The following is a 14,060-nucleotide window of genomic DNA, read 5'->3' as shown; positions in this document are numbered from 1 at the left end:
CCGTACAGTACAGTTACGGTGTGCGAAAGGACGTCAACCGGCGCGGGATCCTCGACGCCGCTCTGATCGAGTTCCTCGAACACGGCTACGTGGCCGCCGGGATGGACCGGATCGCCGCCCGTGCCGGCGTCTCCAAGGTGACCGTGTATGCGCACTTCACCGACAAACACGGCCTCTTCGAGGCGGTGTTCACCGGCGCGATCGCCGAGGCCGAGCGGGCCGGCTCGGCGTACGTCGAGGCCCTGGCCGACTCCGACGACCTGCCACGGGACCTGCGGGCCTTCGCCCGCGAGCACATCGCCACGGTCACCGCCCCGCACCTGCTCCAGTTGCGTCGGATGCTGATCGGCGAGGCGGGCCGCTTTCCTGAGCTGGCCCGGGCGTGGCACCGCGCCGCGCCCGAACGTGGCCACGCCACTCTCGCCGCGGCCATCACCCGTCTCGCCGAGCGGGGCCTGCTGCGCGCGCCCGACCCGCTGCTCGCGGCGCAGTACCTGAACTATCTGATCCTGTCGATTCCGCTCAACGAGGCGATGTTCGCCGTTCGCGTGTCCTTCTCCGAGGCGGACCTGCACCGCTGGGCCGACGAGGCAGTCCGGATCTTCCTCGCCGCCCACACCCCCTGAACGGCCACCCGCGCCCCGCGATCTTGCACTTGTGGTCGCCGCAATACGGCCTCCATCCGCTTTTGTCCCGACCAAAAATGCAAGATCGCGGGTGCCGGGTGCCGGGTGCCGGGTGCCGGGTGCCGGGTGCCGGGTGGGGTCAGGGGCGCAGGGGGGCGTTGCAGGCGGCGACGAGGGCCTGACGGCAGGCGGCGGTGAGGGGGCGCAGGGCGGCGTCGCGCTGCTGGGCCTCGTAGTTGTTGACCGCGCCGCCGGGTGCCGCGTGCCCGGCCAGGGCGAGGACCCGGTCGAGCACGGCGGCCCGGGCGAACAGCCGGCGCGAGCGCGGGTCGAACCCGGGGGGCAGGTCGGTGGTGCCGTCGGGGCGACGCAACGCCTCCAGGGCGCCGGCCAACTCCGGACGCCACTGGGCCACGTCGAGGCGGGTGAGCGCGGCTGTGGTGTCGGCCAGCGCGGCGGCCAGCTCCGCCTCCGCTTCGGCGGCACCGGGCAGGGTGAGGCAGGCGGCGGGAGCGTCCGCCGGCAGCGGGTGCACTCGCCAGAGCACCGTCTCGAAGGTGTCGCCGGAACCAGAGGTGTGTACGCGTACCTCGGGGATCAGCCCTAGCCCGCCGGCTATCACGGCCTCGCCGGCAACCAGCGCGGCGCCGGCGAAGTCGCCCGGGCCGGGTAGGCCGCGCGGGTCGCCCGGCGCCGGCAGCACCAGCCGGATCTCGTCCGGCGAAAGCTTGGCCAGGGTGGGCAGCGCCTCCCGTAGCGGTACGTCGGTCCAGGTGCCGGGCGCGTCGGCGACCAGGTGCTCCTCGGTGCCGGCGACGGCGTCGGCGACCTCGTCGAAGGGCACCAACCCGGCGCGCCACGCGCGCACCCAGGCAACGAACCGGCTCGACCGGCGCGGCGCGAGGATGGCCGCACCCGCAGCGGGGGTGGACATGCCGAAAGAGTACGTGGTGACGCCGGTCCGTGTCTCGACTGCCGCGCCGCCGCCTCCCCGTCGCGCCGATCATGCAGTTGCGGTGGGCGGTTGGCTTCCCTTCACGGCTTTTGTCAGGTGCCACAACTGCATGATCGCGATCGGAAGGTAGGGACGGGGTGTGTCGGGGTTGGGGCGTGGTAGTGGCGGGCTTAGCGTGACGGGATGGGGCGGCGGTACGGCGAGGACGTGTTGGCGGGGGACTGGCGGCGGCGGAAGGTGACCCCGGAGGTCGACGCCGAAGCGGACCTCGTGGTCGAGGACGCCGAATCCGGTTTCTGCGGGGCGGTCGTCGGCTTCGAATCCGGTGCGGTGGTGCTGGAGGACCGGCACGGTCGGCGGCGCAACTTTCCGCTGTTGCCGGCGGCGTTCCTGCTCGACGGCCGCCCGGTCACCCTGCGCCGTCCCACCCGGCCGCCGGTGCCGGCGGCCCGGCGGCGTACCGCCTCAGGGTCCGTGGCGGTGGACGGGGTACGCGCCCGGGTCGCCCGGGCCAGCCGGATCTGGGTCGAGGGTGTGCACGACGCCGCCCTCGTCGAGCGGATCTGGGGCGACGACCTGCGCATCGAGGGTGTGGTGGTGCAACCGCTGTCCGGCATCGACGCGCTCGACGCCGAGGTACGCGACTTCGGGCCGGGCCCGGGCCGTCGGCTCGGTGTGCTGGTCGACCACCTCGTGCCCGGCTCCAAGGAGAGTCGCATCGTGGCCCGGGTCAACTCGCCGCACGTCCTGGTCACCGGTCACCCCTACGTCGACGTCTGGCAGGCGGTGAAACCGGCCGCGCTGGGCATCGCGGCGTGGCCGGTGGTGCCGCCGGGACGGCCCTGGAAGGAAGGCGTCTGCGCCGCGCTCGGTGTCGCCGAACCGGCCGAACTGTGGCGGCTGATCCTGTCCCGGGTGGACAGCTTCGCCGACGTGGAGACGCCGCTGATCAACGCGATGGAGCGGCTGATCGACTTCGTGACCGAACCGGACTGAGCCGCCGGCCCCACCGGCGAGGACGTCGACCGCTACCGTGAACGGCCTGATCCCTACCACCCCCGGGGGTACGCACGTGAGCCGGTTAGAGCAACTGCGACAGCGGTTGCGTCAGGCGTACGCGACGGGACGCGAGTCGGTGCGTGCCGCCCGCGAGCGGGAGAACGCGCGGCGCATCGAGCGGGCGGCCGAGCGGGACCGGCTGATTCCCGAACCGGTGACGCCGACGGACGACGCGGCCGTCTCCACGACCAGCCGCGACGACGCGGACGTGCCGAGGGGCCTGCGCATCGCCGCCGCTTGGTCGTGGCGGCTCCTGGTCATCGGGATCGTCGGCTGGGCGTTGCTGCGGATCTTCGGCGCCATCCGTGTCGTCATCGTCCCGTTGCTGGTGGCGTTGCTGCTCGCCGCCCTGCTGGCGCCGGCCGTCGGCTGGCTGCTGCGCGCCCGGTTGCCGCGTACGCTGGCCACCGCCGTGGTGCTCATCGGCGGGCTGGCCGCAGTGGTCGGCACACTGACCTTGGTGGTCAACGAGTTCATCGCGGGCCTGCCGGAGCTCAGCGCCAGCGCCGCGGCCGGCATCGGGCAGATCCAGACCTGGCTGCGCGACGGCCCGTTGAACCTCTCCGACACCCAACTCGACAGGTACATCGAGGCCGGGCAGAACTGGATCAACGAGAACTCGCAGGCGTTGACCAGCAACGCGCTCGCGACGGCAGGCACCGTGGTCGAGGTGTTCACCGGCGCGCTGCTGGTGCTGTTCGCCACGTTCTTCTTCCTCCGCGACGGCGACCGGATCTGGCGGTTCCTGGTCGGGACGTTCCCGGTCGCCGCCCGCTGGCGGGTAGACGACGCCGGCCGGGCCTCCTGGCGGACGTTGGTCGCCTACGTACGCGCCACGGTGCTGGTGGCGTTCATCGACGCCGTGGGCATCGGGATCGCCCTGGTGCTGTTTGACGTGCCGTTCGCCTTCCCGCTGACGGCGCTGGTGTTCCTCGGCGCGTTCATTCCGATCGTCGGCGCGACGCTGTCCGGCGCGGTCGCGGTCCTCGTGGCGTTGGTGGACGCCGGCTGGGTCACCGCCCTGATCATCTTCGGTGCGGTGATCGTGGTGCAGCAGGTGGAGGGCAACGTCCTGCAACCGTGGATCATGGGTCGGGCGGTGGCGTTGCATCCGCTGCCCGTGGTGTTGGCGGTGACCGCCGGGGTGGTGCTGGAGGGCATCGTCGGCGCGCTCGTCGCCGTACCGCTGATCGCGGTGCTCAACACCGCCGTGCGCCGCCTGTCCCGGCAACGGCCGACGCCGACGCCACCGCCGCCACCAGCGGCGCCGGAGGCGGTGGTGGTCCGCTCCACCCCGGTCTGACGGCCTCGCCCGGTCGGCGGCAGACGCCGCCGACACGTGCCCGATCTGTTGGCCGAGCCGGGTCTGCGCGCGGCGAGGCACGTCACGCCGGGTCAGGGTTCGTCGTCCGGGGAACGGGTGAAGACGAAGGTGGCGATGTCCAGCGCGACCGGGCGACCCGTCTCGTCGCGCAACACCGTCAGGACCTCGCCGTTCTCGACGCCGCTGACGCCGCGCCACCGGTCGGGCCCCTCGGGGGCGTAGCGACTGATCCGGTCGCCGCGTGACGCGCCGACCAGTTCCCCGGTGGTGTGGTCCCAGCTGACGTCGAGCGCGGTACCCATCCACCACCAGCGGCCGGTAAGCGGGGACAGGTCGGCCGGCGGTGGGGCCTCGGCCGGCTGCCACGGCCGGGCCGGCACGGGCTCGACGTCGAGCACGTGGGTGAGGACCCGGTGGCCGAGCGGCCCGATCCCACCGGTGCGGAAGCCGTACGAGTTGGCGAAGCCGACGACGCCGGTGCGGCTGGGGCGGTGCACGGCCAGCGTGGCGACGTAACCGGGCATCGAGCCGCCGTGCCCGACGTGGATCCGGTCGCCGTCGCGGGTGAGCTGGATACCGAGGCCGTATCCGCCGCGCCAGGCGTCCAGGTCGCTGAGGATCACCGGGGCGCACATCTCATCGAGGGTGGCGGGGCTGAGTACGGCCGGATCCGGGTCGGCGAGGAAGGCCGCCCAGCGGGCGAGATCGGTGACGGTGGACCAGAGCTGACCGGCCGGCGCCATCGCCCGGCTGTCGGTTCGTGGCTCCTCCCGTAGCGTGTCGTGCCAGGGGTGCAGCACGTAGCCACGGGCGAACGGCTCGGTGGCCGCGTAGGTGGTGCGGTGCAGCCCGAGCGGCTCCAGGATCCGCTCCCGCGCCAGTTGGGCCCAGGGCGTACCGGTGACCCGCTCCAGCGCGCCGCCGAGCAGCCCGTACGCCAGGTTGGAGTAGTGCCAGACCCGGTGCGGCGGATGCGCGACCTTCGCGGTGGTGAATCCGGTAAGCAGGGCGGTCAGGTCGACGCCCTCGCTGCGTTCCCACCACGGGCCGTCGGGTTCGCGTTGCAGACCGCCGGCGTGCCCGAGCAACTGCCGCAGGGTGACCGCCCCGGCCGCGGCGGCCTCGGGCAGGTGCCGGCGCAGCGGGTCGTCCAGTGCCAGCCGGCCGGCGTCGCGTTCCTGCATCACCAGCACGGCGGTCATCGTCTTGGTGATCGAACCGATCCGGTACTGGAGATCGGCGTCGGGGTGCGGCTGCGTGCCGGCGGCGGCTAGGTGGGCCAGCGTGCCGTCGCGGACTACGCCGATGATCAGCGATGGGACGTGGCCGGCGGACTGCGCGTCGGCCACCAGAGCGTCGACCTGCCGGGCGGTTTCGGGACGCAGGGGCACGAAGTCTCCCTCGATGTCGGTAGGGTCGCCCTATGATCATGACAGTTCGATGACACGTGCACGGACATGTCACGATCGTTACGTGGATGCCGTGTTGTGGATCGTGCTGGGTGTGGTGCTGGCGGTCGCTGAGATCTTCACGGCGACCCTGTTCCTGATCATGTTTGCGGTCGGCGCGTTCGCCGCTGCGGGTGCCGCCGCGCTGGGTGCGCCGGTGGCCGTGCAGGCGGTGGTCTTCGCGGTCGTCTCCGCGCTGACCGTGTTCGCCGCGCGACCGGTCATTCAACGACACAAACAGACCAGCTCCGACAGCGACGACACCACCTTCGGGGTCGAGGCCATCGAGGGCTCGACCGCCCTGGTGCTTGAGCACGTGGACGCCGACCGGGGCATGGTGAAGATCGACGGCGAGGTGTGGAGCGCTCGCGCCTACGACGCCACCCAGGTTTTCGCACCCGGCGAGCGGGTGCAGGTTATCCAGGTCAAGGGAGCGGTAGCCCTGGTCTGGCGGGACGTCACCACTCCCGGTGAGCTACCCGAAGCGGAAAGGTGAACGGATGGAGTTCGTAGTTCCCGCCCTATTGATAGCAGTGGCGCTGATCGCCGTGGTCACCCTGGCCAAGTCGGTGCGGATCGTGCCGCAGCAGCGTCAGGACGTCGTCGAGCGGCTCGGCCGGTACAAGCGCACGCTGAATCCCGGCCTCAACATTCTCGTGCCGTTCATCGACGCGGTACGCACCAAGGTCGACATGCGCGAGCAGGTGGTCAGCTTCCCGCCGCAGCCGGTGATCACCTCGGACAACCTGGTCGTGTCGATCGACACCGTCCTCTACTTCAAGGTGGTGGACTCCGTCCGGGCCACCTACGAGATCTCCAACTTCCTCCAGGCGATCGAGCAGCTGACCGTCACCACGCTGCGTAACGTGATCGGCTCGCTGGACCTGGAGCGGGCGCTCACCAGCCGGGAAGAGATCAACCGACACCTCTCCGGCGTACTGGACGAGACCACCGGTCGCTGGGGCATCAAGGTGACCCGGGTGGAGATCAAGGCGATCGAGCCGCCGCCGAGCATCCGCGACTCCATGGAGAAGCAGATGCGCGCCGAGCGGGACCGCCGGGCGGCGATCCTGAACGCCGAGGGGCACAAGCAGTCGCAGATCCTCTCGGCCGAGGGTGAGAAGCAGGCGGCGGTGCTGCGCGCCGACGGTGACCGGCAGGCCCGGATCCTGCAGGCCGAGGGTCAGGCAAAGGCGATCCGTACCGTGTTCGACGCCATCCACCAGGCCAACCCGAGCCAGAAGGTGCTCGCCTACCAGTACCTCCAGGCCCTGCCGCAGATCGCCAACGGCACGGCCAACAAGGTGTGGATCGTGCCGACCGAGCTCACCAAGGCTCTGGAGGGCATGGGCGGCGCACTCGGCGGTCTGGGTCAGATGGTCGGCGACGCGCCGAGCAAGGAGGCCTCCGATGATGCCAGCGCCGTCGAGCGGGAGGCCGCGGAGGCCGCGCAGGCCGCCGCCGCCGCGGCCCAGGAGATCCACAACGAGGTACGCGTAGCCGAGGCGCAGGCCACCGGCGGCAACAGCCCGCAAGGGCTGCCCGCGCCGGAGCCGGTTTCCCCGGCTGCCCTGCTCAACGACACCTCGGATCAGCGCGAGCGCGGCTGACCCGATCCGGTGCCGGCCCGAACCGCTGTAGCGGTTCGGGCCGGTTCGCGTCCTGCCCGGGTTCGCGGTCTCCGCCGCCGCCAGACGACCCGGGATGCCGCAAGGTGCGGTCTACGCGCCGCCAGATGGCCCGGGAAGCCGCAACTCGCGGGTCTCTGCCGTGTGCCTGGTCGGTCCGGGATGCGGCCGGCCCGGGATGCCGCAAGGTGTGGTCTGCGCGTGGCTGGTTGGCGCGGGATGCCGCAACTCGCGCTTTCCGCCTGGCTGGTCGGCGCGGGATGCCGCAACTCGCGGCCTCCGCGTGCCTGGTGGGCGCGGGATGCCGTAACCCGGGCGAGGGCGGGGCACCGACCGAGTGTCTGACAGGTGGTCTCGCGCAGTCGCGGGGTCGGGTTCCGCCGGCCGGGCTCGGACCCGGCGACAAATGCGAGAAAGACTCATGAGGCGTCCCGGTGCCTGCCACCATCGGTCGTAGTACGGGTGGTGACCAGGCATCGGGGCGCCTCGGCGCGTCCCGGCACCGCCCGCAGGTGAGCGAGGTGACGCATGGAGCCGGTGCGGCGATTGTGGTCCACGCCGGAGGTGCCCGGAGCCCATGACCCGAAGGGGCCGATGGGCACCCGGCGTACGGGTGGGGGGTTCGGCGTTCTTCCCTTCATCGACGAGCCGGCACCACCCGGGCCCGCCACCAACGCCAGCTGGGCCTGGTCGCTGCGGCGGCTGGCCCGCGCTGCGGTCTGGTTGCTGCCGGCGTACGCGATTCTCTACGGCGCGGTCGCGATGGCCAGCGACGGTGGGGTGGGCAACGACCCGTATCCGGCCGACGGCCGGGCGCTGTACCTGATCGGCTGGGTTGCCGCGGTCTGGCTCGGCCTGCTGGCCCTGCTCGGGCTGACCGGGCTGCTCGCCGCCACCCGCAGCCGGCACGCCGCGGTGGCCGGCCTGCTGGTCAGCATCGCCGGCACGGTGCTCATGCTGCCGTTCGCGGGGCTGTCCGAGCAGACCCCGGTGTTTGGCACCAACGCCCGATCGCTGGTGCTGGTCGGCGCCACCTGTTACAGCGCGGGCTGGCTGCTCACCGGCTGGGCGGTGGCCCGTTCGGGGATGTTCAGCATCGGGGACGGGACGATGCTGATTATCGCCAGCCCGCTGCTCGGCCTCGGCGGGGCGTTGATCGGTTCGTTGCAGACCTTCGGAGCGATCTTCGTGTTGATCTCCGGCATCGGCATCTGCTACCGCTCGGGCCGCCTGCTGCCCCGGGAGATCCTCCGGGACGCCACCAGCGCCAGCGTCGCCACCGCCGGTCCGCCGGCGCCGATGGGCCCCGGCGGCGCGGGCCCACTCGGAACGGCTTGAGTAGACCGCCTCGGGCGGCATGGTGCGGCAGGTGCGTGACAGGCATCGTTAGTTGACCGGCGATGGCGTCGAGGCGCCAAGGTCGCCGACAAGGTCGACGTGCCAGGTTGCCGACAAGTCGGAACCGTTGTCTGTCCTGCGACCGACTGCGCCGCCTGTCGCCTCTCGCACCAAATCCGGCGATCTGCTCCACGACCAGGGCAGCAGTGGCTGGCAAATAGCGGTGAATTGCCTGACAACTAGCCAATTGTGGTGGCCGGAAGGTGGCATTCGCGGCAATCCTGGGGACCATGGCCACCCCTACGCCGCTGTCGCGGCTGTTCACCGTCGTACTGGCCGGCGTGCTCGCCGGCCTGGTCCTGGCGGTCGCCGCGCTGCCGGGCAACCTGTTGCTCGGTTTCGCCGCGAAGGCGGCACTCGGGAACTACGCCGCGCTGCCCGACGCGTTGCGGACCCCGGCCACCCCGCAACGGTCCTACCTCTACGCCAACGACGGCAAGACGTTGATCACCACGTTCTACGACGTCAACCGGACCGACGTGGCGCTGGCGGAGATCGCGCCGGTGATGCGTCAGGCCATCGTGGCTGCCGAGGACCGGCGCTTCTACGAGCACGGCGGGGTCGACCTGCGCGGCATGCTCCGGGCGGTGGTCAGCAACGTCACCGAGGGCAGCGGGCAGGGCGGCTCGACGCTGACCATGCAGTACGTCCGCAACGTGCTCAAGACCGATCCGAACCGCACGGCGGAAGAGCGGGCCGCGGCCACCGAACCGACCATCGGGCGCAAGCTCCAGGAGATTCGGTACGCCAACGCGCTGGAGCAGCGTCTCGGCAAGGACGAGATCCTCAACCGCTACCTGAACATCGCGTACTTCGGCTCCGGGGCGTACGGGGTGGCCGCCGCGAGCCAGCGTTACTTTTCCAAGGCGCCGGCCGACCTGACCCTCGCCGAGGCGGCGCTGCTCGCCGGCCTGGTGCAGTCGCCGGAGGCGTACAGCCCGATCGACGGCGACGCCGACGCGGCGTTGGAGCGCCGGGGGTACGTGCTGGACTCCATGGTCGAGACGGGCGCGATCACCGCTGCGCAGGCTGCCGACGCCCGGGCCGAGGCGTTGACGCTGGACCCGAGCGAGCAGGCCAACGGCTGTGCCGCCACCGCCGGCGGGGGCGAAGAATGGGGCTTCTTCTGCGACTACCTGCGCCGCTGGTGGGTCAGCCAGCCGGAGTTCGGCGACACCGCGCAGGAGCGGGAGCAGGCGCTACGACGTGGCGGCTACACCGTGGTCACCACGCTGGACCCGCAGATCCAGGCCACCGCGCAGCGCCAGGCCACCGACATCTACGGGTACGACAACCCGCGCGCGGTACCGATCGCCGCCGTTGAGCCGGGCACCGGTCGCGTCCTGGCGATGGCGGTCAACCGGCACTACAGCCTCGACAGCAACCCCGACGGGCAGGTCAACTACCCGAACACCGTCAACCCGTTGATCTCCGGCGGCACCGGTGTCGCCGGCTACCAGGCGGGCTCCACCGTCAAACTGTTCACCATGCTCGCCGCGCTGGAATCCGGACGGACCCTGTCCACCGGCTTCGACGCGCCGAGTCGGCTGCCCACCCGGTACCCGGCCGAGGGGGAGAGCAGCTGCGACGGCCGCTGGTGCCCGGCCAACTCCAACCCGGAGTGGATGGACGGCTACCGGATGATGTGGGACGGCTTCGGCCGCTCGGTGAACACCTACTTCGTCTGGCTGGCCGAGCAGGTCGGGCCGGAGAAGGTGGTCGAGATGGCCGAGCGACTGGGCATCACCTTCCGCGCCGAGTCCGACGCCGACTTCGCCGAGAACGACGCGGCCGACTGGGGCGCGTTCACCCTCGGCGTGGCCGCCACCACCCCACTCGACCTGGCCAACGCGTACGCGACGGTGGCGGCCGAGGGGACGTACTGCGCGCCGCTGCCGGTGGTGTCGGTGACCGCGCCGGACGGGCAGCGGCTGCCGGTCGGCGACCCGGACTGCCGCGAGGTGCTCGACCCCGACGTGGCCCGCGCCGCAACCGACGCGGCGCGCTGCCCGGTGGGTCAGCAGTCCGCCTTCGGGCAGTGCAACGGCGGCACCGCCACCGCTGTGAGCCGGATTCTCGACGGGCGCCCGGTGGCCGGCAAGACCGGCAGCTCCGACCAGGCCGCCACGGAGAGCTTCGTCGGGTACACCCCGCAGGTCGCGGTCGCCGGTATCGCCGCCAACCCGGACGATCCGACCGACCACGTCGGTGCCGCCGTGCAGGCCCGGGTGATCGACGCGGTCGCCCGGATCATCGGCACGGCGGTCGAGGGCCAGCCGGAAGAGGAGTTCACCCCGCCCAGCCGCGAACTCGTCGGCACCCCCCGCCGCCCCGTCGAACGCGATCCGCTCCCCGATCCCCGCCGCACCCCCGACAACCCCCTGTCCGACCTCCGTCGCTGGCTCCAAGGCCGCGGCTGACCCCACCCACACTCCCGAGATCCCGTCCCGTTGATCATGAGGTTGCCGGCAAGCTCTCCATGAGTGCCGCAACCTCATGATCAACAGGGCGAAGTGGGGTGGGTGAGGGGTCAGGGGCGGCGGGGGCGGTAGGTGGTCACGACGCTGGGGATGCCGCGGCGGATGATGCCGGCCCAGTCGGTGTCGCCGCGCAGCACCGCGGCGGCGGTCTTGCGGGCCTGTTCGGTGGTGAAGTGTGGGGGCATCATCAGCTCGGCGGGGTCGACCAGCGCGTTGATCACCGTCGGCCGGTCGGCGCGTAGGGCCCGGTCCCAGACGTCGGCCACCTGGTCCGGGCGGTCGACCAGCTCGCCGCGCAGCCCCAGCACCTCACCCCACCGGTGGTACGCGATGTCGGGCAGCTGCTGACTGTCCGGGAACATCGGGGTGCCCTCGTCGGAGCGCTGCTCCCAGCTGACGAAGGCCAGGTCCCGGTTGTTGAGCACCAGCACCACGAACCGGGGATCGGCCCAGCTCTGCCAGTACTTCGCCACCGTGATCAGCTCGTTGACCCCGTTCATCTGCATCGCGCCGTCGCCGATCAGGGCCACCAGTGGGCGGTCCGGGTGGGCGAACTTGGCCGCCAGCGCGTACGGCATGGCGCCGCCCATGGAGAGCAGGGTGCCGGACAGGCTGGCCAGCATCCCCGGACGCACCTTGACGTGCCGGGCGTACCAGGCGGTGGTCGTGCCGCAGTCGACGGCGAGCATCACGTCGTCGGGCAGACGTTCGCTGAGGCTGGCGAAGAGCAGCTGCGGGTTGACCGGGCGGGCGTCCTGCTCGGCCAGTTCCCGCTGCGACTGCCGCCACGCGGCGGTGGCCCCGGCGATGGTCTCCCGCCAGCGGGTCGGTCCCGGTCCGGGGCCGAGTGCGGCCAGCAGCGCCCGCAGGGTCGGTGCGGCGTCGCCGGTCAGGTTCACCTCCGTCGGGTAACGCAGACCGAGCTGGGTGCCGTCATGATCGATCTGCACCGCCCGCGCCTGACCGGGTGGCGGATAGAACTCCGAGTACGGCATGTTGCTGCCGACGATGAGCAGCCGGTCGCACTGGTTCATCAGCTGCCAGCTGGGCCGGGTGCCGAGCAGGCCGATGGCACCGGTCACCCAGGGCTCGCGGTGATCCACGGCGGTGAACCCGAGCAGTGCCGTCGCCACCCCCGCGCCCAGGCGATGAGCGATCTCGCGTACCTCGTTCTCGGCACCGAGCGCGCCCTGGCCGACCAGCATGGCCACCCGCTCGCCGCTGCTCAGCACCTCGGCGGCGTGCCGGATGTCCGGCTCCGGCGGCACCGTCGGGCCGCTGCTCGGCACACTGCTGGTGTGGTAGAAGCCGTGCGCGTGCGGCGGGTTGGGCACCGCCGGCAGGTCCTGCACGTCGAGCGGCAGCACCAGGGCGGTGACGGTACGCCGGGCCAGCGCGGTCCGGCACGCCCGGTCCACCAGGTGGCGTACCTGGGACGGGTGGTCGAGCTGGGCCAGGAACGCCGCCGCCACGTCCTTGTAGAGGGCGAGCAGGTCCACCTCCTGGTAGTAGCCGCCGCCCTCGGCGGTGAGCGCGGTGTGCCCGACCAGGGCGACCACCGGCTGATGATCCAGTTTTGCGTCGTAGAGACCGTTGAGCGCGTGGATGGCACCGGGACCACTTGTCACCAGCACCGCGCCGAGCGGCCCACCGCCGTACTTGACGTGCGCCGACGCGGCGAACCCGGCGGTCTCCTCGTGTCGCACCTGGACGAACTGCACCTGCTCGTTGGTGCGTTGCAGGGCCGAGGTCATCCCGTTGATGCCGTCGCCGGGAAAGCCGAAGTAGCGGCGTACGCCCCAGCAGGCGAGCCGCTGCACGATGTGGTCCGCGACGCTGGCGCCACGGGGCAACGGCCACGGGTCGGCCGGCACATAACTGCCGACATGCTCTGCGCTCATCGCATACGCCTCTCCGGCTCGGGCTACTGGCATTCGGCCGCAACTTCCCTGATGTTGCGGCGTCGCAGGTGCCGGAGGCGGCAATATCCCCGAAAGTGCGCGGATCTTGAGAGGGTCGACGGTCGGGTAGGGTCGGCGGTGTGGTCGTTCATCGGCTGACGCGGGACGAGGCCCGGCGGATCGCGGTCCAGGCCCAGTTGCTCGCCGCGCCGCGCCCGAGCGACCTGGTGGAGGTCGTCGAGCGCCTCACGATTCTGCAGCTCGACCCCACGGCGGCCATCGCGCCCAGCGCCGATCTCGTGCTGTGGAGCCGACTCGGTCCGGCCTACGACCCCGCGCACCTGACCAGGGCGATCGAGGTCGAGCGCAGCCTGGTCGAGACCGTCGCCTACATCCGGACGCCGGGTGACCTGCCCGCCGTGATCGCCGAGGCCCGCGCCGCGACCCATCCGTCCGCCCGAGCCTGGATGGAACAGAACGCGTCGTTTCGCCGGGACATCCTGGCGGCGTTGGCGGCGAGGGGACCACTGTTGTCCCGGGACATCCCCGACACCAGCGTGGTGCCGTGGCCGTCGAGTGGCTGGACGAACAACCGAAACGTCACCAAGATGCTCGAACTGCTGGCTCGACACGGCCAGGTGGCGATCTGCGGTCGCAAGGGGCGGCAGCGCTACTGGGATCTCCCCGAGCGGGTGTACCCGGTCGACCTGCCCGACCTCGATCCGGACGAGGCGGCCCGGCTGCGCGACGAGCGTCGGCTCGCCGCATTGGGCATCGCTCGGTCCGGTGGGACGCTGACCCCGGGTGAGTCGCCGTTCGTCGGTGCCGCGGGGGAGGAGGCCGTGGTCGAGGGCGTACCGGGGACGTGGCGGGTCGACCCGGCGTACCTCGGGCTGCCGTTCGAGGGGCGCACCGCGCTGTTGTCGCCGTTCGACCGGCTGATTCACGACCGGGTACGCACCGAGCAGTTGTTCGGCTACGAGTATCTCCTGGAGATGTACAAGCCTCGGGGCAAGCGTCGGTGGGGCTACTTCGCCCTGCCCGTACTCCATCATGACCGGCTCGTCGGCAAGCTGGACGCGACCGCCGACCGCAAGGCGGGTGTCCTCACCGTCAACGCCCTGCACGAGGACGTCCCTTTCACCCGGGCGATGACCGCCGAGGTCGACGCCGAGATCGAAGCTCTCGCCACCTGGCTGGGTCTGACCACGACCCGAGCCCAGGTGTCTTAGTCGTCGCCA

Annotated in this window: 11 protein-coding genes; 8 read left to right on the top strand and 3 right to left on the bottom strand. The window is 71.5% G+C overall.

The genetic code is table 11. The features are described from left to right. The first annotated feature begins 20 nt into the window (after nucleotides 1–20). The gene (locus ACN26Z_RS21955) at nucleotides 21–626 is read left to right on the top strand and encodes a TetR/AcrR family transcriptional regulator (RefSeq protein ID WP_421463264.1); all 606 of its coding nucleotides are present in this window, start codon (nucleotides 21–23) and stop codon (nucleotides 624–626) included. A gap of 139 nt (nucleotides 627–765) precedes the next feature. Here the strand turns inward: ACN26Z_RS21955 and ACN26Z_RS21950 are convergent, their stop codons facing one another. Next, nucleotides 766–1,560 (bottom strand): hypothetical protein, encoded by a 795-nt coding sequence (locus tag ACN26Z_RS21950; protein WP_093407386.1) that lies wholly within the window; start codon nucleotides 1,558–1,560, stop codon nucleotides 766–768. A 204-nt stretch (nucleotides 1,561–1,764) separates the two neighbouring features. On the opposite strand from ACN26Z_RS21950, the gene ACN26Z_RS21945 reads away from it, so the two are divergent. Beyond that, entirely contained in the window at nucleotides 1,765–2,577 is an 813-nt protein-coding gene (locus ACN26Z_RS21945) for a DUF3097 domain-containing protein (protein ID WP_282237553.1), read from the top strand. 76 nt (nucleotides 2,578–2,653) lie between these two features. Next, on the top strand, nucleotides 2,654–3,943 hold the full coding sequence (locus ACN26Z_RS21940; RefSeq protein ID WP_421463261.1) for an AI-2E family transporter: 1,290 nt from the start codon (nucleotides 2,654–2,656) through the stop codon (nucleotides 3,941–3,943). 92 nt (nucleotides 3,944–4,035) lie between these two features. Here the strand turns inward: ACN26Z_RS21940 and ACN26Z_RS21935 are convergent, their stop codons facing one another. Further along, nucleotides 4,036–5,355 (bottom strand): serine hydrolase domain-containing protein, encoded by a 1,320-nt coding sequence (locus ACN26Z_RS21935; protein ID WP_421463259.1) that lies wholly within the window; start codon nucleotides 5,353–5,355, stop codon nucleotides 4,036–4,038. 82 nt (nucleotides 5,356–5,437) lie between these two features. On the opposite strand from ACN26Z_RS21935, the gene ACN26Z_RS21930 reads away from it, so the two are divergent. The 4 genes from ACN26Z_RS21930 (at nucleotide 5,438) to ACN26Z_RS21915 (ending at nucleotide 10,858) form a co-directional block, all read left to right on the top strand. Continuing rightward, entirely contained in the window at nucleotides 5,438–5,908 is a 471-nt protein-coding gene (locus ACN26Z_RS21930; protein WP_093407378.1) for an NfeD family protein, read from the top strand. Between the two features lie 4 nt (nucleotides 5,909–5,912). Continuing rightward, nucleotides 5,913–7,022, top strand: a complete 1,110-nt coding sequence (locus ACN26Z_RS21925; protein WP_093407375.1) for an SPFH domain-containing protein — start codon at nucleotides 5,913–5,915, stop codon at nucleotides 7,020–7,022. Between the two features lie 546 nt (nucleotides 7,023–7,568). Then, the gene (locus tag ACN26Z_RS21920; RefSeq protein WP_421463257.1) at nucleotides 7,569–8,378 is read left to right on the top strand and encodes a hypothetical protein; all 810 of its coding nucleotides are present in this window, start codon (nucleotides 7,569–7,571) and stop codon (nucleotides 8,376–8,378) included. A gap of 290 nt (nucleotides 8,379–8,668) precedes the next feature. Further along, entirely contained in the window at nucleotides 8,669–10,858 is a 2,190-nt protein-coding gene (locus ACN26Z_RS21915) for a transglycosylase domain-containing protein (protein ID WP_421463255.1), read from the top strand. 110 nt (nucleotides 10,859–10,968) lie between these two features. Here the strand turns inward: ACN26Z_RS21915 and ACN26Z_RS21910 are convergent, their stop codons facing one another. After that, nucleotides 10,969–12,819, bottom strand: coding sequence for a thiamine pyrophosphate-requiring protein (locus tag ACN26Z_RS21910; RefSeq protein WP_282237557.1), 1,851 nt, complete (start codon nucleotides 12,817–12,819; stop codon nucleotides 10,969–10,971). Between the two features lie 140 nt (nucleotides 12,820–12,959). On the opposite strand from ACN26Z_RS21910, the gene ACN26Z_RS21905 reads away from it, so the two are divergent. Then, on the top strand, nucleotides 12,960–14,051 hold the full coding sequence (locus tag ACN26Z_RS21905; protein WP_282237558.1) for a DNA glycosylase AlkZ-like family protein: 1,092 nt from the start codon (nucleotides 12,960–12,962) through the stop codon (nucleotides 14,049–14,051). Nucleotides 14,052–14,060 lie beyond the last annotated feature (9 nt).

Origin of the sequence: Verrucosispora sp. WMMD703, from assembly GCF_049178935.1 — a bacterium.
Taxonomy (GTDB): Bacteria; Actinomycetota; Actinomycetes; order Mycobacteriales; family Micromonosporaceae; genus Micromonospora; species Micromonospora sediminimaris.
The sequence above is the reverse complement of the archived record's forward strand: the minus strand, read 5'-3'. Positions and strand labels throughout refer to the sequence as shown.

Bases quoted from the DNA above. Each gene is read 5' to 3' on its own strand.
- ACN26Z_RS21910 (WP_282237557.1), bottom strand. From the start codon at position 12,819: ATGAGCGCAGAGCATGTCGGCAGTTATGTGCCGGCCGACCCGTGGCCG.
- ACN26Z_RS21945 (WP_282237553.1), top strand. From the start codon at position 1,765: ATGGGGCGGCGGTACGGCGAGGACGTGTTGGCGGGGGACTGGCGGCGG.
- ACN26Z_RS21915 (WP_421463255.1), top strand. From the start codon at position 8,669: ATGGCCACCCCTACGCCGCTGTCGCGGCTGTTCACCGTCGTACTGGCC.
- ACN26Z_RS21950 (WP_093407386.1), bottom strand. From the start codon at position 1,560: ATGTCCACCCCCGCTGCGGGTGCGGCCATCCTCGCGCCGCGCCGGTCG.
- ACN26Z_RS21920 (WP_421463257.1), top strand. From the start codon at position 7,569: ATGGAGCCGGTGCGGCGATTGTGGTCCACGCCGGAGGTGCCCGGAGCC.
- ACN26Z_RS21925 (WP_093407375.1), top strand. From the start codon at position 5,913: ATGGAGTTCGTAGTTCCCGCCCTATTGATAGCAGTGGCGCTGATCGCC.